The sequence below is a fragment of the Corynebacterium sp. KPL2825 genome, assembly GCF_037908445.1.
GTDB lineage: Bacteria > Actinomycetota > Actinomycetes > Mycobacteriales > Mycobacteriaceae > Corynebacterium > Corynebacterium kefirresidentii.
Map to the genome: position 1 here is coordinate 159,991 of NZ_JBBMGI010000003.1, position 18,087 is coordinate 178,077.

Annotated in this window: 20 protein-coding genes; 4 read left to right on the top strand and 16 right to left on the bottom strand. The window is 58.3% G+C overall.

All coding sequences use genetic code 11. The features are described from left to right. Positions 1-16 precede the first annotated feature (16 nt). From carA to pyrR, 4 genes are read right to left on the bottom strand one after another with little or no spacing between them, the layout of a single operon-like run. A complete protein-coding gene (gene carA / locus WMQ00_RS03675) occupies positions 17-1,198 on the bottom strand; it encodes a glutamine-hydrolyzing carbamoyl-phosphate synthase small subunit (protein WP_023021475.1) in 1,182 nt (393 codons plus the stop codon). A gap of 23 nt (positions 1,199-1,221) precedes the next feature. After that, positions 1,222-2,559, bottom strand: coding sequence for a dihydroorotase (locus WMQ00_RS03680; protein WP_023021474.1), 1,338 nt, complete (start codon positions 2,557-2,559; stop codon positions 1,222-1,224). Positions 2,560-2,593: 34 nt separating this feature from the next. Further along, positions 2,594-3,550, bottom strand: coding sequence for an aspartate carbamoyltransferase catalytic subunit (locus tag WMQ00_RS03685; protein ID WP_340440675.1), 957 nt, complete (start codon positions 3,548-3,550; stop codon positions 2,594-2,596). Between the two features lie 2 nt (positions 3,551-3,552). Then, positions 3,553-4,161, bottom strand: coding sequence for a bifunctional pyr operon transcriptional regulator/uracil phosphoribosyltransferase PyrR (gene pyrR, locus WMQ00_RS03690; RefSeq protein ID WP_049360744.1), 609 nt, complete (start codon positions 4,159-4,161; stop codon positions 3,553-3,555). Between the two features lie 142 nt (positions 4,162-4,303). Between pyrR and WMQ00_RS03695 the strand changes: the two genes are divergently transcribed. The 3 genes from WMQ00_RS03695 to WMQ00_RS03705 all read left to right on the top strand — a co-directional run bounded on the left by WMQ00_RS03695 (position 4,304) and on the right by WMQ00_RS03705 (position 6,909). Further along, positions 4,304-5,647: a TIGR01777 family oxidoreductase gene (locus WMQ00_RS03695; RefSeq protein WP_239207654.1), complete on the top strand. Its 1,344-nt coding sequence runs from the start codon at positions 4,304-4,306 to the stop codon at positions 5,645-5,647. A gap of 265 nt (positions 5,648-5,912) precedes the next feature. Continuing rightward, positions 5,913-6,404 (top strand): YbjN domain-containing protein, encoded by a 492-nt coding sequence (locus WMQ00_RS03700; protein ID WP_239207653.1) that lies wholly within the window; start codon positions 5,913-5,915, stop codon positions 6,402-6,404. Then, entirely contained in the window at positions 6,397-6,909 is a 513-nt protein-coding gene (locus WMQ00_RS03705; RefSeq protein ID WP_239207652.1) for a YbjN domain-containing protein, read from the top strand. Before WMQ00_RS03700 ends, WMQ00_RS03705 begins: the two co-directional genes overlap by 8 nt. Before the next feature lie 84 nt (positions 6,910-6,993). Here WMQ00_RS03705 and WMQ00_RS03710 read toward each other — a convergent pair whose 3' ends face one another. The 3 genes from WMQ00_RS03710 to efp form a co-directional block, all read right to left on the bottom strand. After that, positions 6,994-7,848 carry a PPK2 family polyphosphate kinase gene (locus WMQ00_RS03710; RefSeq protein WP_340440676.1) on the bottom strand — a complete coding sequence of 285 codons (855 nt, stop codon included), beginning with the start codon at positions 7,846-7,848 and terminating at the stop codon, positions 6,994-6,996. Positions 7,849-7,957: 109 nt separating this feature from the next. Further along, entirely contained in the window at positions 7,958-8,587 is a 630-nt protein-coding gene (nusB, locus tag WMQ00_RS03715; RefSeq protein ID WP_200287450.1) for a transcription antitermination factor NusB, read from the bottom strand. Positions 8,588-8,598: 11 nt separating this feature from the next. Beyond that, a complete protein-coding gene (gene efp, locus WMQ00_RS03720) occupies positions 8,599-9,162 on the bottom strand; it encodes an elongation factor P (protein ID WP_023021466.1) in 564 nt (187 codons plus the stop codon). A 263-nt stretch (positions 9,163-9,425) separates the two neighbouring features. On the opposite strand from efp, the gene WMQ00_RS03725 reads away from it, so the two are divergent. Further along, positions 9,426-10,322 (top strand): GDSL-type esterase/lipase family protein, encoded by an 897-nt coding sequence (locus WMQ00_RS03725; RefSeq protein ID WP_239207649.1) that lies wholly within the window; start codon positions 9,426-9,428, stop codon positions 10,320-10,322. Here the strand turns inward: WMQ00_RS03725 and WMQ00_RS03730 are convergent. The 9 genes from WMQ00_RS03730 to ruvX all read right to left on the bottom strand — a co-directional run bounded on the left by WMQ00_RS03730 (position 10,319) and on the right by ruvX (position 18,078). Continuing rightward, the gene (locus tag WMQ00_RS03730; RefSeq protein ID WP_086587596.1) at positions 10,319-11,425 is read right to left on the bottom strand and encodes a M24 family metallopeptidase; all 1,107 of its coding nucleotides are present in this window, start codon (positions 11,423-11,425) and stop codon (positions 10,319-10,321) included. The genes WMQ00_RS03725 and WMQ00_RS03730 overlap by 4 nt on opposite strands. A 119-nt stretch (positions 11,426-11,544) precedes the next feature. Beyond that, positions 11,545-11,973 (bottom strand): type II 3-dehydroquinate dehydratase, encoded by a 429-nt coding sequence (gene aroQ, locus WMQ00_RS03735; protein ID WP_200287445.1) that lies wholly within the window; start codon positions 11,971-11,973, stop codon positions 11,545-11,547. A gap of 3 nt (positions 11,974-11,976) precedes the next feature. Then, the gene (gene aroB, locus WMQ00_RS03740) at positions 11,977-13,047 is read right to left on the bottom strand and encodes a 3-dehydroquinate synthase (RefSeq protein ID WP_200287443.1); all 1,071 of its coding nucleotides are present in this window, start codon (positions 13,045-13,047) and stop codon (positions 11,977-11,979) included. A gap of 64 nt (positions 13,048-13,111) precedes the next feature. Then, a complete protein-coding gene (locus WMQ00_RS03745; protein WP_023021461.1) occupies positions 13,112-13,648 on the bottom strand; it encodes a shikimate kinase in 537 nt (178 codons plus the stop codon). Positions 13,649-13,651: 3 nt separating this feature from the next. Then, complete coding sequence (aroC, locus tag WMQ00_RS03750; RefSeq protein WP_284835366.1) at positions 13,652-14,863, bottom strand: chorismate synthase; 1,212 nt, start codon at positions 14,861-14,863, stop codon at positions 13,652-13,654. A 68-nt stretch (positions 14,864-14,931) separates the two neighbouring features. After that, positions 14,932-15,324: an A24 family peptidase gene (locus WMQ00_RS03755; protein WP_284835367.1), complete on the bottom strand. Its 393-nt coding sequence runs from the start codon at positions 15,322-15,324 to the stop codon at positions 14,932-14,934. A gap of 113 nt (positions 15,325-15,437) precedes the next feature. Further along, a complete protein-coding gene (locus WMQ00_RS03760) occupies positions 15,438-16,265 on the bottom strand; it encodes a shikimate dehydrogenase (protein ID WP_259824612.1) in 828 nt (275 codons plus the stop codon). 29 nt (positions 16,266-16,294) lie between these two features. Continuing rightward, entirely contained in the window at positions 16,295-17,488 is a 1,194-nt protein-coding gene (mltG, locus tag WMQ00_RS03765; RefSeq protein ID WP_340440683.1) for an endolytic transglycosylase MltG, read from the bottom strand. A 38-nt stretch (positions 17,489-17,526) separates the two neighbouring features. After that, on the bottom strand, positions 17,527-18,078 hold the full coding sequence (gene ruvX / locus WMQ00_RS03770; protein WP_023021457.1) for a Holliday junction resolvase RuvX: 552 nt from the start codon (positions 18,076-18,078) through the stop codon (positions 17,527-17,529). Positions 18,079-18,087: the final 9 nt, after the last annotated feature.

Genomic DNA, 18,087 nt, shown 5'->3' on the forward strand with positions numbered 1-18,087 from the left:
TCCTTTTCCTGGTTGTTTACTTATTCGGGGTGTGGTTAGCCATCAGTTCTTCGAACTGATCAAAAAGTGGATTAGCATCGTGCGGTCCAGCTGCGGACTCGGGGTGATACTGCACGGAATAGGCCATGCCATTCTTCAAAGCAACGCCCTCTACGGTGTCGTCATTGAGGCAGATGTGGGTGACCTGCGCGGGGCCAAAGTCCGTGGCGAACTCTGCGTCCTTGCTGTCTAGGTCATAGCCTTCCGGTGCCTTGAGCGCGAAGCCGTGATTCTGCGAGGTGATGTCGATCTTGCCGGTTAAGTTATTGCGCACCGGAACGTTGATGCCGCGGTGACCGAACTTCATCTTGTAGGTATCCAGGCCCAGCGCGCGCCCGAGGAGCTGGTTGCCAAAGCAGATGCCGAAGAACGGAATCTTTGCTTCAAGTACTTGCTTGATGATGCCTACCATCTCATCGGCCGTAGCCGGGTCGCCCGGGCCATTGGAGACGAAGACGCCATCCGGGTTATAGGACTTCACCTTGTCAAAGGAGGCATTTGCAGGCACAACGATGGTCTCAATCCCGCGCTGGGAGAAGTGGCGCGGAGTCGCGGTCTTCACACCCATATCAAAGGCAACGACGGTGTACTTCTTCTCCCCCACGGCCTCAACCGTGTAGGGCTCGTCCGTAGATACCTCCGCGGCGAGATCAGCGCCCTCCATGGAGTCCTGGGCTTTTACTTCCTTTAGCAGCTCCTCTACTGGACGCTGCGCATCCTCGCCGGAAAAGAGCCCGGCGGCGATAGAGCCGTAGTTGCGCAGATGGCGTACCAAGGTGCGGGTATCAATACCGCGAATACCGATGACGCCCTGCTTCTCCATCTCTTCACTCAGGCTGCGCTCTGCGCGCCAGTTGGATACGCGCTGGGCGAGGTCGCGGATAACGAGGCCAGCAACCCAAATACGGTTGCCATGGGACTCATTGTCCTCATCATTCCACCCGGTATTGCCAATATGCGGTGCTGCGGAAACCACAATCTGGCGGTGGTAGGACGGGTCCGTCATGGTTTCCTGGTAGCCGGTCATCGCCGTGGTAAATACGGCCTCACCCAAGGTGGTGCCGGTGGCACCAAAGCCATAACCGCGGAAGGTGCGCCCGTCCGCGAGAACGAGGATTGCTGGGGTTCTATCAGTCACGTCGTGGCCTTTCTCTGCCATATAGGTGGTCTCAGTGTGCAAGGTTAGTCTTCTTCGGAGGCTGCCAAGTCAAAAGTGACGGCTCCTCGCAAAATGGTGTGGGTAACGCGGGCGCCGAACTCTTCACCTGCATACGGGTTGTTTTCGGACTTGGATGCCAGCTTGGAGGAATCAGACACCCAGTGGTGGGCTGGGTCCACAATGGTCAAGTTCGCGGGCTCGCCTTCTGCGATGGGACGGCCGTGACCCGGCAGGCGGGTGATTTCCGCCGGGCGCTCGGACATGACGCGGGCGACAAAACGCCAATCGGCCAGCCCGGTCTCAACGAAGATTTTGGCGATAACGGCCAGGGAAGATTCCAGGCCCAGCATGCCTGGGCGGGCATTTTCAAACTCCACGCACTTGTCCTCGGAGCCGTGCGGGGCATGGTCAGTGGCCACGCAGTCGATGGTGCCGTCGAGCAGCGCCTGGCGCAGGGCTTCGGTATCGCGCTCCTCGCGCAACGGCGGGTTAACGCGGAAGAGGCCATCGTAGGTGCGCAGCTTATCGTCAGTCATCAACAGGTGGTGCGGGGTGACCTCAGCGGTCAGCGGGATGTCCTGCTCCTTGGCCCACTTGAGTAGCTCCACGGTTCCCTGAGTGGACGCGTGACAAATGTGTACGCGATTGCCATAGTCGCGCGCCAAGAGGGCATCGCGGGCGACGATAGATTCTTCCGCCACGCGCGGCCAACCGCGCAGGCCTAGTTTGGCTGCGGTCTCGCCTTCGTGGGCCGAAGCACCCCCGGTCATGCGGTCATCCTCGGCGTGCTGAGCCAGCAGTACATCCATACCCTTGGCGTATTCCAAGGCGCGACGCATCAGCTGCGGGTCCTGGACGCACTTGCCATCATCGGAGAACATGCGGACCTTGGCATCCGAGCGGGCCATCATGCCAAACTCGGTAAGGGTCTTGCCCTCCAGGCCCTTGGTAATAGAGCCCACTGGGTGGACGTCGCACAGCGCTAAGGCCTGGGATTTAGCCCACACTGATTCCGCGATGATCGGCTGATCGGTCACCGGGTTGGTATTGGCCATAGTAAACACGGCGGTGAAACCACCCTTAGCGGCAGCCTTGGAGCCGGTCTCGATGGTTTCGGTGTCCTCACGGCCGGGCTCGCGCAGGTGCACGTGCATATCTACGAGCCCCGGTAGCAGAACGTTGCCCTCGCCATCAATGACCTTAGCGTCTTGTGCCGCAACGTCACCGCCAATGGCTGAAATAACGCCATCTTTAACCAGCACACTGGTGGGCTCGCCTTCGCCATACAAGCGCACATTCTTAATCACAAGTGGGGATTCCGCCGGCGCGGAAAGGCGACCGGTTTCTGGGTAAGTAGTCATTTTCTCTCCCTAAGGTTGATTGCGGGTCGCGATATTAAATGCCGGCGTTTTCGCCATTGGTCAGCAGCGTAAACAGCACGGCCATGCGGGCGTGCACGCCGTTGTGTACCTGCTGCAGGACGGCGGTTTTATCCAGATCAGCCACGCCATAGTTGATCTCCATGCCGCGCAGCATAGGGCCAGGGTGCATGACAATGGCGTCTTTGTGCATTGCCGCCGCGCGGTCCTTGGACAGGCCGAAGAGGTTGGCGTATTCGCGGTGGGACGGGAAGAAACCGCCATTCATGCGTTCTTGCTGCACGCGCAGCATCATGACCACATCGGCCTCGGCGATCTCTGCATCAAAGTCATAGGACACGCGCACGGGCCAATTCTCCACCCCGAAGGGCATGAGCGTAGCTGGCCCCACGAGGGTTACCTCTGCCCCCAGCGTGTTAAGCAAATCCACGTTAGAGCGCACCACGCGCGAGTGCAGGCAATCGCCCACAATTTTCACTTTGAGACCGGCAAAGCCTTGCTCGCCCTGCAAGCCGAGTCGTTGCCGCATGGTTACCGCGTCAAGCAGCGCCTGCGTTGGGTGCTGGTGGGCGCCATCACCGGCGTTGATAACGGAGGGGCCCTTGCCCTCAGGGGCTACCCACTGGGCCAGCTGCTGCGGTGCACCAGAGGAAGGGTGACGCATGATGATCGCATCGGCGCCGATGGCGGCCAAGGTAAGGCCCGTATCCTTCAGGGACTCGCCCTTCTTTACCGAGGAGGTGGAGGCGGATAGGTTGATGACGTCCGCCGACATCCACTTGCCGGCCGTTTCAAAGGAGGAACGGGTGCGAGTGGAGTTTTCATAAAAAAGCGTATAGATGGTGCGCCCGCGCAAGGTAGGAAGCTTTTTAACTTCGCGACCTTCGAGGGCCTCGCGGAAGCGATCCGCTTCATCCATCAGGCCGATAATTTCAGCCTTATCGAGCTCCGCCATATCGATGAGGTGCTTCATGGTTATGCCTCCCCCTTCTCAGTGCCTGCGGCATCGAGGTTGACGGCAGCTCGGGTCAGCACGACTGCGTCTCGACCGTCAATCTCATTGTTATATACGGTGACGTCTTCTTCTCGCGCGGTAGGCAGGTTTTTGCCCACATAATCTGCGCGGATGGGAACTTCGCGGTGGCCGCGGTCTACCAGAACTGCGAGCTGGATAATATCGGGCCGGCCAACGTCGCTTAGCGCATCAAGGGCGGCGCGAATCGTGCGGCCGGAATACAAAACATCATCAACCAGGATGACAATCGCGTTATCGATACCGCCGGTAGGAATGGTGGTGGGTTGCAATGCGCGATGCGGCTTATTGAGCAAATCATCGCGGTAGAGGGTGATATCGAGGGAGCCCCATGGGACTTCTACCCCGGAAAATTCTGCGATCTTAAGTGCAAGACGCTGTGCTAGCGGCACGCCACCAGAGGGAATGCCAAGCAGAATGACCCGCGGAGCCTCCGCGGAATCGAGCGCCGTTTTTTCAATGATCTGGTGCGCGATGCGTGCAACGGTACGCGAGACATCATCGGAGCTTAAAAGCTCCAATTGTTTCGCGGTAGCGTTAGTTTCACTCATCGTGACCTCCTTCCCCGCCTCACGGTGCGGTCTTTAAAGGATGCCGATAGATGGTCTCAAAAGTGTCTATGGTGTTAGACACAAGATACTTTAGCACCCCACCCGCCATTCGGGTGAGGCAACCCAGAAAGGTACATCGACGGTGAGTTTTTCTGTACAGCACGTAGTCCCTGCACCCCGCACAGATGTCTGGGCCTGGCATACCCGCCCAGGTGCTCTCACCCGGCTCAACGCCCCGTTCGCCTTTATGACCCCAGTGCAACAAGCACAGAGCCTGGGTGATGGCACTTCGATTCTGCGCTTGCCTGGTGGCCTGCAGTGGAAGGCACAACATGTGTTGTCCCGTTACCAGGAGGGTTATTCCTTTAGTGATGAGTGCGTCAATTCCCCGCTGCGCCAGCTGACTCAGTGGCGCCACACCCACACCTTCGCCGAGGACCCAGCCGGTACCCGGGTGACGGATGAGGTGGACACGCGCGTTCCTTCCGCCGCATTGAAATCAGTCTTTGCCTATCGTCAGCATCAGCTGATTGAAGACTTTGCCTTCTTCAAGCGGCTGCGCGATGCAGGACTTAATACCCAACCATTGACCATTGCGATGACAGGTTCGCGCGGCAGTGTCGGCACGGCGCTTACCGCGCAACTACGTACCGCCGGCCATACAGTGATCCAGCTCGTGCGTGGTAAGGCGGGCAGTGGCCAGCGCCACTGGAATACCAACCTCCCCGATCCGCACTTGCTAGACGGCGTGGACGTCCTTGTCCACCTTGCGGGCGAGCCCATCTTCGGCCGTTTTAATGAGGAACACAAGGCTGCCATTCGGGATTCCCGCGTGGGCCCTACCCGGAGCTTGGCTCGCATCGCCGGCGAAACGCCATCCGTAAAAGCCATGGTCTGTGCCTCTGCTATCGGCTTTTATGGCGCAAACCGGGGCGAGGAAGTCTTAACTGAGGACTCCGAACCGGGCGAGGGATTCTTAGCCGATGTCGTGCGCCAGTGGGAGGACGCCTGCGAACCCGCCCGCGCAGCGGGCACCCGCGTAGTCAATATCCGCACCGGCATTGCCATGTCAGGCGGCTCCGGCCTACTGCCGCTGCTCCGAGCCCTCTTCTCCACCGGACTGGGTGGCCCCTTTGGCGATGGGGAATTCTGGTTTAGCTGGGTTGCCATCGATGACCTCACGGATGCCTATTTCCGCGCCATTGTGGATGATTCGCTTGCCGGCCCGGTCAATGCGGCCTCCCCCAATCCTGTGCTCAATAAGGATTTTGTGGCTGCATTGGGCAAAGAACTCCACCGGCCGGCTATTGTGCCCGTGCCCTCCTTTGGTCCTGCGCTCTTGCTCGGGCGCGAGGGCGCCCAGGAGTTAGCCTTGGCAGAACAGCGCGTAGCCCCCACCGTGCTCACCGAGCTCGGTCATAGCTTCCGCTACTCCACTATCGACGCCGCCTTGGCGCATGAACTGGGTGGCGAAAGCCTCTGCTAGTTGCGGGCCACTCCCCGTGGACGCCCCAGACACGTTTGGCGCAGCGCCACCGGAGTGCGACGCAATTTGTCGGTCAGCCAAAGGTTGTGGGCAGTGATTCACCATCGCAGCTCTTTGCGGCAACGCGCACGTACTGCACCACCCCGATATAACTTCCGAGCAAGACCTGCGGTGTTCTTCTCCTGCCGGAAAGCACGGGTGTAGTTAGGTAGGCTAGGAAGGGTTGACCTTAACCCCGATTAGTACATGGATTGAGACTGTTTAAGTGTCTGAAGAACCAACACTGTATCCCGATACGCCGGTAGAGCCCGTTACTCTCGAGCGTATTGGTGAGATCTTTGAGTCCGAAAACCTCGAGTACCGCCTAGAAGAGCAGCCTGTAGGCGAGGACGAGACCGTACGTATCCTGCGTACCGGCTTTTCCAATGTTGCCATTGCTATGCAGGTTCGCGATAACGTCCTTGTCGCCGATTCTGTCTGGCGCGGCAACGTCCCTTCTTCTGAGGGACCAAGCCTGCTGATGGTTCTCAACCAGTGGAACCAGCAGCACTTTGCACCGACCCTGCGCTTTTTCGAATCCGCAGAAAACAATCTCGCGGTCTCCGGTGTGCGCGAAGTTAATGTGGAGCACGGCCTTTCCCGAAACCAGATTGGTTCCTTTGTGATGTCCACCCTGGACTCCATGCTGCAGTCCTTCGCCTTCGTCGAGGAACATTACCCACAGCTCGTGACCTGGGAGGAGCACAACCATGACTAATGCATCTACGGAAAATAACCTGCCAGAAATCAGCCTGGACCGCGTTATCGAGGCGATGCGCGCCTTCGATATCGAGCTGACCACAATGGATGCAGATATCGAGGCGGCCACCGCTAACCTCAATGGTCTGCCTACCATGTTCGCGGTACTAGACTCCGTTGTTATCGTTCGCTGCGACGTGCCTACCGACGCCGCCTATTCCAAGGCCGACGCTGGCCTATTCTTGGCTGCAAACCAGATCAACTCGGTAGCTTTCGGTGCGCGCGCGGTTATCTCAGAGCACGATGACATGCTCGTCGTGCGCACCGAGCGCGATATCCCCGCTGCCGCTGGTATGAATGACGAACAGCTGCAGGCAGCCTTAAAATCTGCAGTAGACGGCGTAATTCGTGGGCAGGACGCCATGGTCTCTGCTGCAGAAGAGATGGCCAAGCTTGGCTCCGAAACTGCTGGCAAGGCCAGCACGGAAGGCGATAACTCGGGTGCTGGAGATGCCACGAGTTAGCTAAGCCCGCCAAAGAACCAAGCTCCCTGAGCCCGCCGTTCCTCACATGGAAAAGGCGGCAGAAAGGGAGCTTTTTGTGCACAATTACTCGGCGTCGAGAATGCGTTGGCGTTCTTCTTCCGGATCAAAATTCGGTGCGGGCCAAGAAAGCTCTAGGTGGCGCAACGCGTCCACGATGAGGAATTTCAGCGCCATGCGGGCATATTTCTTATTGTCTGTGGGGATTACGTACCACGGTGCCCAGATTTCATCCGTTCGGCGAATGGCATCTTCATAAGCAGCCATGTACTCGTCCCAGTATCCGCGCTCCTCAATATCGGATGGGTCGTATTTCCAATATTTGTCCTCGCGTTCGGTGCGCTCAAGCAAGTTTTCTTTTTGGAACTGTGGAGAGATATGCAGGAATATCTTTAAGATCTTGACGTTTTGGCCGGCAAGTTCCTGCTCATAGTCCCGGATGGCTGCAAAACGGCAGTCCACTTCGTCTTCGTCTACCCATTTATGCACCCGCTGGATGAGCACATCTTCATAATGGGAGCGGTCGAAGGCCACAATCTGGCCCGGCACGGGGTCATGTTTGCGAATGCGCCACAAAAAGTCGTGCTCCAGCTCCTCCTCTGTCGGCTTACCAAAGCCGACAGTTTTGGTGCCCTGCGGGTCAAAGACCGAAAAGACATTACGGATGGCGCCGCCTTTGCCGGAGGTGTCCATTCCTTGTAAAACTACGAGCAAGGAAGGAGCGCCTTCTTCGTGGGCGCGGCCATTGGCAAAGAGACGCTCCTGAAGGTCGTAAAGCTCTTCATCGTAATGCCCGAAACGATCAGCTAGGTCAGATTTGGAGCCACTGAAGCCTGGTGTAGTGGTGGGGTCCACATCAGCGAGGCGGAAATTCCTCCCTGCCCTCAGGCCCAGTGCATCATGAATCTTAAATTTGCCCATGCCTACCATGGTACAAAAATACCGCCCGCAGCCAGCCTGGTATTTCAACCAAGCCAGCTGCGGACGGAAAATGGCTCACGCTAAGGGGCGCGGCTACTACTCGCCGGTATTACTGGGCCGAGTCTTCCGCTGGTGCGGAGGCCTCATCAGTTGCGGCTGCGTTGCCCGCAGTCTCTGCTGATTCGACCGGGGACACGGTATCCGTCGTGTCTTCATCCGCAGCAGTATCGTGCCCGTCTTCTTCTAGGCCCTGGTGTTCTGCAGACATTGGGCTTTCGGCGGAGCGGGACTGCGCCACATCGTCCAATACCGCGTGGATATACGGTGCCGCCTGCTCATTGGAGTACTGAGAGGCGATTTCGACGCCTTCTACTACAGCGGTAGCAGTAGGAATATCGGGATTGAAGAGCAGTTCCCAGACCGAAACGCGCAGGATAGCACGATCTACTGCAGGAATGCGGTGTAGCTCCCAGTCCTCGGAAAGGTAGCGAGAGATAGTCTCATCGATGACATCAAGCTCTTCCGCTGCCCCCTTGATAATGACCTTGGTGTACTCGGCAATCGGCGCTACCGCATTGCGATCCTCGCGCGCCAAAGCGATGCGGTCCTCCACGATGGCTACGGGATCGATGTCTCGATTCTCAGCTTCGTATAGGATGTCCGCGGCGCGGCGACGTGCACGATAGCGCGCGGTGTGCCGCTTGTAGTTAATGTCGCGCTTAGGGGTGTTATCAGACACAGCCAGATGCCCTAGTTGTTGACGCGGGAGAGGTACTCACCGGTGCGGGTATCGATCTTGAGAACATTGCCGATCTCGATAAACAGCGGAACCTGGATCTCCGCGCCGGTCTCCAAGGTGGCAGGCTTAGTGCCGCCGGAGGAACGGTCACCCTGCAGGCCAGGCTCGGTGTGCTCGACCTTGAGGTCTACGGAAATAGGCAGCTCTGCGAACAGCGCCTCATCCTCGTAGAAGGAAACTTGTACGCGCATGTTCTCCAGCAGGAAGCGAGCGGCATCGCCAAACTTCTCCGGCGGGAGCTCGAACTGCTCAAAGGTCTTCTCATCCATGACGACGTAGCTGGTGCCATCGTTGTAGAGGTAGGTCATATCGCGGCGGTCCACGGTAGCGGTCTCTACCTTCACGCCTGCGTTCCAGGTCTTGTCCACGGTCTTGCCGGAGACAACATCCTTAAGCTTGGTACGCACGAAGGCTGGGCCCTTGCCCGGCTTTACGTGCTGGAACTCAACGATCTGCATCAGTTTGTTGTCGATCTTCAGAACGAGGCCGTTCTTGAAATCAGTAGTATCAGCCATTGCGGTTAAACTCCCGAAATTGTGGACTAAAGGTTGAAAACAATGATCAAGCCTACCGGACAACTGCCTTTCGGGGTATTACTGGTCCCCCATTTCCGCCCCACACTTCTGCCCTATCTTGGCTAAAAGAGAAACTTCCGCAGCTTGTGACCATACGCAGCAGGTGGAGAACAGACACGTAATGGTTTTTATCCAACGATAACTGGCTGTACGGTACAGTCTTGCCGTATTAATTTTTCACATTTCTACCAAGGATTTTTGCGATGCCTTTCAAGAAGCTTTCTGCTGTGGCTACCGTGACTGGCGCAGCTTTAGCAGCACTTAGCGCTCCCCAAGCATTGGCGGCGGATGCCCAAACCGTGATGTTCGGCGATTCTATCTTCGCTAACCCTACCTATGGCCAGATCGGGACAACCTCCAGCCTGTCCCCCGCAGCAGACACTGCTCTCTCGTCTGCTACCCATGGCATTGAAGACACCCCGGGTGCACCTTCCCCGCAGGGCTGCCCGCAGGGTCACAGCAATGTAGGCCGCGAACTTGAGCGGGTTTCTGGCCAGCACGTAGCCAACTACGCCTGTTCTGCCGCGAAAGCCGCCGGCCAGTCGCACCGCAAGGACTTCGAGGAGCAGATAAACGGGGCCATTGCCAATAACGATCTCAATGGTGCGACCAAGAATGTTTTGATTCAGTTCGGCGCCAACGACCTCCAGGAAATTTTGCGGCCATCGCTGTCTTCCGCCAATCCTTATTTTGACGGCATGAAGCGTTCCATCCAGCGCGTCCGTCAGGCCGCGCCTCATGCGCACATCACCGTGGTAGGGTATCCCGCCATCTCCGCCCGTAACGGCGCCGTATGCCCAATACGCACGTCTGCGCCGGGTTCCACCGACGCCGGTTTTAATCTGGATTATGCAGGCCTAGTGCGCACCGGCGAGGACCAAGTCAATAGCGCGATGTACAAGGCAGCACGTGCCAACGGTGTCCAGTACTACGACCTACGCGCCGATTCCATCAACCATGGCATGTGTGCGCCGGATAGCACACGCTGGATTTCCGGCAAGTGGGAGTACTCCGTACCGCACAACCTTTTCAACCACCTCACGCACCTGGGCAACCGCAACGTCGCCCAGCTGCTCAACTCCAAGGTGCTCAGCCACTAGGCGGGTAGCTCGGTAAACTCCTTCGTCGCGGCGGTGATGATCTTCGGCGCGCCATCGGTAATGATAAGAGTATCTTCGATGCGCACACCGCCCTTGCCAGGCACGTAAATGCCCGGCTCGATGGTCAAGGTCATGCCCGCGGCCAGTTCGCCCTTCCCGGTCTGGGCGGCGAAGGGCGCCTCGTGTACGTCGAGGCCTACTCCGTGGCCAGTCGAGTGCACAAAGTAATCGCCATAGCCGGCGGCGGAAATAATGTCGCGGCAAGCTGCGTCGACGTCGGCAAGCTTAGCGCCCGGCACCGACGCTGCCACGCCCGCTTTCTGGGCGCGTAGCACCACATCATAAATTTCTTTAGCAAAGTCATTCGCCGCGCCCACGACGTAAGTGCGCGTGCAGTCGGAGTTGAACCCCCGCAGATGCGCACCGAAGTCGATGGTCACCAAATCTCCGTCCTCGATGACCCGATCGTCCGCACCATGGTGTGGCATGGCCGAATTGGGACCGGAAGCGACGATGGTATCGAAGCTCACCCGCTCCGAGCCGAGCATGCGCATCCGGTACTCCAAATCGGCAGCCACCTGGCGCTCCGTGCGGCCGGCACGCAGCTCGCCTGCGGCCAGGAGATCCTCCAGCGCCTGATTAGCCAGCGCGGCAATTTCCTCCAGCTTTTCCAGCTCGAGTGGGTCTTTAAACAGCCGAATATCTTCAATCACGCCAGTAACGGGGACCAAGGTGACTGACTCTGGGGCCGAATCTTCGAGTTCCTTCAATTCAGATACCGTCAGGTAGTCTGCCTCAAAGCCCACGCGGACCGGTCCTTGCACATCGGCGAATTGCTGCAGGAGCACCTTGCCTACAGCGCGCCCCTGAATAGCTTCCAGATCAGGGACCTCGCGGGAAATCTGCGTGGTGTAGCGGCCATCGGTAGCAACCTGTGCGGAAAGATCCTTGCGCAAAAGCAGACCACCATTGGATCCGGAAAACCCCGAAAGATAACGCACATGCGTGAGGTGGGTTACTAAAACGGCATCGATGCGCTGGCTGGCCAGTGTCGCGGCAAGCTTGCGGCGCCGGTCACTAAAGCGGGTATCTGCCAAAGCCATGATTTAATCCTCCTGGGTTGACTGCGGTGTTGAAAGTATTCACCCAGTATATCGACCTTGCCACCGCGGTCGGGCCGTTTTCTTTCCGCCCGGACGCCACGAAGCCCAGTGGGACGCTTCTATTGGCAGAGGTAGTCCACTGCCGCAACATAACCAAAGACCCCCAAGCCAGCAATCACACCGCGGGCAATCGGACTGAGATAGGAGTGATGGCGGAAGGGCTCGCGTGCATGCACATTGGAGATATGCACTTCGACGAATCCGGCTCCCTCCGCCACTTCAGCCAGGGCATCGCGCAAAGCCACCGAGGTATGGGTAAACCCGCCAGGGTTGATAATCACGGGATAGCCCGCATCCGCGGCGGCATGTACCTCTTCAATGAGCTCGCCCTCATGGTTGGATTGAAAACATTCCACCTCTACCCCGTGTTCGGCGGCACGCGAGGCAATCATGCGCTCCACATCGGCCAAGGTGGTTGAGCCGTAGACATCCGGTTGTCGCTTTCCCAAGCGGTTTAAGTTCGGGCCGTTGAGAACAATAATCTTCATCTTCTACTCCGAAATCGCGGCGTAGGCCGCCTCGAGCTCGTCCAAGTCAGGGCCTTCCAGGCGGGTGGTCTCACCCACCCCAGTCAAGGCCACAAACCGAATTTGGCCGTCCCTGTTCTTCTTATCATGGGTCATGGCCTCATACAGGTCGGCGAAATGGCCTGCCTTATACCGCGTGGGAAGCCCAATGCTGTGCAGGATCCGGCGGTGCTTTTCCACCAGTTGAGCATCAATGAGGCCGCGGGAATGCGACAGGTGGGCGATAAACATGATGCCCACTGCCACCGCGTTGCCATGGCGCCATTCGTAGTTCTCATGGCGCTCTACAGCATGGCCAAAAGTGTGGCCGTAGTTCAGCGTTTCGCGCATACCTGACTCTTTCAAGTCTTGGCTTACCACGGCGGCTTTTACTGCGATGGAGCGTTCTATTAATTCTGGCAAGAAGCCCTGCGGGTCCACGCAGGCCCCAGGGTTGTCCTCATAGCGTTCCAGAATTACCGGGTCATGGATGAAACCAGTTTTGATGATCTCCGCCGAACCGGCAACGATTTCCGCCTCGGGCAGGGTGTCAAGGCGCTCTAGGTCCACAAAGACGGAATCCGGCTCGTGAAAGGCGCCGACAAGATTCTTCCCGGCCGCCGTATTGATGCCGGTTTTGCCGCCCACGGCGGCATCAACCATGGCCAATAGCGTTGTAGGCACCTGGATAATCTTGATGCCACGCATCCACCCAGCCGCCACAAACCCCGCCATATCGGTGGTGGCACCACCGCCTAGGCCGATGATGACGTCACGCCGGTTAAAGCCGTTCTCCCCCAGCTTGTCCCATACACCGCCAACGACGCTGAGCTGCTTGGCCGCCTCAGCATCGGGAACCTCAATGAGCACGGGCACGACCCCCTGGGTCCCAACGAGTTCCGCTAGGTGCTCGGCGGCGGCGCGCAGCGGCGGTTGGAAGACAATGCCTGCCCGGCTAGCGCCAATCTCCGCGCAGCGCTGCGCGATGTCTTCATTGAGACCGGCGCCAATGCGAACTTTATAAGGCTGCGGTCCATTAACGGCAATGGTGGGCATGGTGGTCCTTTCCGTTCGCCGCCGAGGCAGTGTGGCGAGGAACAAGTACGAGCGCAGCGGGCAGCTAAAGGGTATCGAGGAAACCGAGAATATCGCCTACTACCTGCTGCGGGGTTCGGGTATCTGTGCGCACTCGATAATCGGCAACCTCCTGGTAATACGGGCGCCGCACGTCCACTAGGTTTCGGTAATGTTCGAGGGGGTCAGCGGCTGCAAGAACCGGCCGATTGCTATCACCGGAGGTGCGCCTTGCTCCTTCTTCAGGGGAAATATCCAAAAAAATTACCGTGTGCCGCTCCAGGAGGTCACGAGTGGACTCCGTGAGCACTGCCCCGCCGCCGAGACTTACGACCCCATCGGTACGCAACGCGGCCGCAACGTGTTGCGCTTCAAGCGCACGGAAGTCCTGCTCACCGAGCTCGCTAAAGACTTCCCCGCAAGGCTTTGCTTGTGCCTGTTCAATAAGGTGGTCAGAGTCAGTAAATTCACAGCTCAGGGCATGGGATAGGCGGCGGCCAAGTGTGGATTTACCCGCGCCTGGCGGGCCAACCAAAACAACGCGTGGGCGGGGTTGGCCCGTAACGGCGGTTGGGGTGGTCATAACTTACTCCTGGTCAAAAGCAAGGCGGTCCGAAACGTATCTATCATACGCGGCAATAGCCTGAGAGGTTTCTTCGAGGCTATCTCCGCCGAATTTCTCAAGCACAGCGCGCGCAAGAACAAGGGCAACCATGGCTTCTGCTACGACGCCGGCCGCCGGAACCGCGCAGACATCGGAGCGCTGGTGAATGGCAGTTGCCTCGGCGCCGGATTCCATATCAACGGTGCGCAATGCGCGCGGGACGGTAGAGATTGGTTTCATCGCCGCCCGGACACGAAGCTGCTGCCCATTAGTCATGCCGCCTTCGAGGCCACCTGCGCGATTGGTGAGGCGGGAAATGCCCTCAGCGGTACGCACCATTTCATCGTGAGCAGCGGAGCCGCGCCGCCGAGCCTCTGCGAAGCCATCACCGATTTCCACGCCCTTGATAGCTTGAATGCCCATCAAAGCGCTGGCTAATTGCGCATCCAAACGGTCATCGCCGGAAATGTGCGAGCCCAGTCCAATAGGCAGGCCATCTACCACGACTTCGACGATGCCGCCCAAGGTATCGCCTTGTTTCTTGGCGGTTTCGATTTCTGCAATCATGGAGGCCTCTGCCTCCTTATCACAGGCGCGCACGGGTGAATCATCGATAGCCTCGATGTCCGCGAACGCCGGCGCAGGGCCCTCATAAGGCTCAGAAGCCCCAATAGAAATGACGTGGGAGAGTACCTCGATGCCGAGGGTCTCGCGCAGGAAGTTGCGCGCGACGGTAGCGGCAGCCACACGCGCTGCAGTCTCACGCGCGGAGGAACGCTCCAGAATGGGGCGCGCTTCACTATGGCGGTATTTCACCATTCCGGCAAAATCCGCGTGGCCTGGACGCGGCCTAGTCAGGGCTGCACCCCGTCCAGAATTCATGGCCTTTATATTTTCTTCATCGTCCATATCCAGTGGATCGGCCGACATGATGGTGGTCCACTTCGGCCACTCCGTATTGCCAATCATGATGGCAATAGGGCTACCCAGAGTCAGCCCGTGGCGGACTCCGCCGAGCACGGAAACCTCATCAGCCTCAAACTTCATGCGGGCGCCACGGCCGTAGCCAAGGCGGCGCCGGGAAAGCTGATGCGAAATATCGGCGCGGGTAATTGGGACCCCGGCGGGCATGTGCTCCAGCAGAGAAATAAGAGCTTGGCCGTGGGATTCACCTGCAGTAGTCCAACGAAGCATGCGGGTATTATCGCACGATGAGGCCAATCCGGTATGAACTTGGCCCCGCAATATATTCTTCCACCCCCTCAAAAAGGGTAAACACAAGCCACGACGATTGCCGCCGCCAATAACATCGCGGGGCCATGCGCGCTTTCTTTCTGCCCAGCACACACAGACCAGCCGAGCGTTAACAGGGACGCGCAGCCGCTCGCCGCCACCACCCCTATAAACCCAGCAAAATGCCCTACCAGCATCCCCAAGGGCACGGCCAGCTTAATATCGCCGCCACCCACCCCTGCATGGGCCAGCCCAAGCACGAGGTATATCCCCGGCCACCACAGCCCGCCCCAGTTGGCAAGTACAAGTGACAACGCAGCGGCTGGCAGCGTCAACCAGTCGGGCAAGCGGCGATGCCGCAAGTCCCACCAAGACAGCGCCGCGGCCCAAAGGCAATAAACAATTCCCCCAAAGATCAACACGGGACTTAGAGTAAAGCGAGGTACCGCCTAGCGCTCGAGGCTTTCACTCAGAGGGCGAATTGTGCAGCGTGAGCCAGACGCGAAGGATAGCCCGCACTTGTCCAGGCCTCGTTTTATTTGACAGTTTGCGACCGCCGCTGCAATTCCTCATTCAATGCATTTAGCATCTCTTCCCGCGGTGCGGCCACGCCGGTAAATTGCTCGAACTGGCTAAATGCTTGATATGCGAGCATGACATGTCCGCCGACGGACTTGTACCCGTTGGCCGCCGCGCACGTGGTCAGCGGCGTGGGCCAGGGATCATAAATGACGTCGAGCACCGGTGCGTGGGCGATGTCGAAGACGCAGTCCTCCACCGCAGCGGCGGGAACGGTGGATACAATGACATCGGCTGCGCGAGACAGTGCAGATAGGTCACCATCGAAACCGGTGAAAGAAAGCTCCAGTCCCAGCTCTTGGGCAAGTGGCCGTAGCTCGGCGCTACGGTCCGAGCGATTGAGCACGGTGACGGTAGACACTCCGCGCTCAGCCAGCGCCCACAAAGCTGGACGCGCTGTGCCCCCAGCTCCAATGAGCATCGCGTGCCGTGCGGGGGAATCCCCCAAAAGTTCTATGAGCGCGCCACGCACGCCTTCGGTGTCGGTATTGTCTGCAAACCACCCTTCTTCTTTACGCACCAGGGTGTTTGCGGAACCTATCAGCTGTGCGCGCTCGCTTACGGTATCCGCAAAGCGGAGGGCGGCGAACTTACCCGGCATGGTGACGGAGAACCCTACGAACTCAGGGGTACTCCCCCTCACCAGATCCGGCAAGCCCTCCGCAGCCGTTTCAAAGCGGGTGTAGTCCCAACCTTCGAGCCCAGCAGCCTCGTAGCCAGCATTGTGGAGCACCGGAGACAGTGAGTGCTCGATGGGGCTACCAAGGACTGCCGCACGTGGCATCGGTTCTACCTCTTCGTGGTTTTGCGACTTTATTTGGCGGGCTGCTCGGCAGCGGCGTCGCCGTTGCCGGAACCAGCGCCCTCCCCTTCGCGCTTGGAGTCAAGCACGCCGGAGCGGATGGCGTCATCAACGCGGCCCAAGTGCTCATCGTAGGTATCGGAGAAGACGGTGGTGCCTTCTTCGTCCACGGTGACAAAGAACTTCCAATTGCCCTCAGCAGGCTGCTCCATGGCCTTGATTGCATCATCCGAAGGAGAAGCAATCGGGGTATCCGGCAGGCCCTCTTTTGCGTAGGTATTCCACGGAGTCTTTTCCTCACGGGCCTTATCGGTGGTGGCCAGCTCAACGTCTTCCAAGCCATAGTTCACGGTGGAGTCAAACTCCAAGCGCATCGGCTCGTCCAGACGGTTGAGGATGACGCGGGCGACCTTGTCGAACTCACCTGCTGGCGCCTCGCGCTCCACTAGGGATGCGGAAGTAAGCAGCTCATAAGGGCTCAGACCGATAGCCTGGGCGCGTTCTTCGATCTTGGTCTCGTTGTAGCGCTTGGTAGAGCGGGTAATGAGGTCCTTCAAAATATCCTTGGCCTCCATATTGGGGTCCAGGACGTACTGGCCTGGAGCGATAAGGCCCTCAATGCGCTTAGGATCGTTGCCGCGCTTGTTGATGGCCGCGAGTGCCCACTGTGGCGCACCCAGCTCAGCAGGATCAGTTTCCGCAGCGACCTTTTCTAGGTCTTCCTTCTTCAGGCAGTTGCCATCGTTGCAGCTGACCTCAGAAATCAAGGAGTAGATGCCATAACGAACGTCTCCACCAACAACCTTGACGTCCTCCAAGGTTGCGCCGCCTTGGACTTCGAGCATGTCGACGCGGTTATTCTTATCCAATAGCGCCTCTACCGCGGCGTTGGCACTCATCTCTTCCTGCAGACGGTAGAAGCCAGGTTGGATTTGGCTTGCGCTATGGTTCATAGACGCAGCAGAGTCAAAGGCGTCTTGGGTCTTGACCACATTCTTTTCCACCAGTGCAGGACCGAGCTCGGACATCGACGAGCCTTCCGGCACCTCCACCAGCTGGGTGGTACCGTTGCCGGTTCCCTCATAATCGGCAGAGGTATTGCCGAGACGGAATCCGATGTAGATAAGGGCACCAAGGATAACGATGATCGACGCAATGATAACGGCAATGCCGCGCTGGCGGCGCTTGACGTGTTTCGGCTCCATCGATCGACCGAGACGTTCTTGATTACGGCTCACTTGTTTTAGTCTCCTGAGTTTGAAGGCTGATCTATTGCATCCCTTGGACGGAGAGCATTTGCACGCCCGTCCAACCATGTCTGCAATATCTCCACCGCTGCTGCTTGGTCGATGACTTTACGGCCCTTCTTTTCGGACACGCCTGACGCGCGCAGCGCGGTGGTCGCTGCCACGGTAGTCAAACGCTCATCAGCCAAACGTACTGGTGGTGGAACTTTATCCATATTTGCATTTCGATTCAACCGACGGCGGATCCGAAACGCAATTTCTTTAGCATGTTTTACGCTTTTTGAGCCATTTCCCTGCAAATCTCGTGGCAGCCCCACGATGACCTCGACCGCCTCATAAAAATCAATCAATTCTAGGATCCGGTCGATATCACCCTTATCGCGGTCCTTAAACCCGGTTTCGCGGTGAACGGTCTCCACTGGGGTGGCAAGCGTTGCTTCCCTATTGGACACTGCTACGCCGATGCGCACAGTACCGACGTCAAGCGCGAGCCGGCGGCCCTGCCCCGGATCATCAACCCCGGGGATATCTGGTTCCACTTGTGCCACGTTCGAACT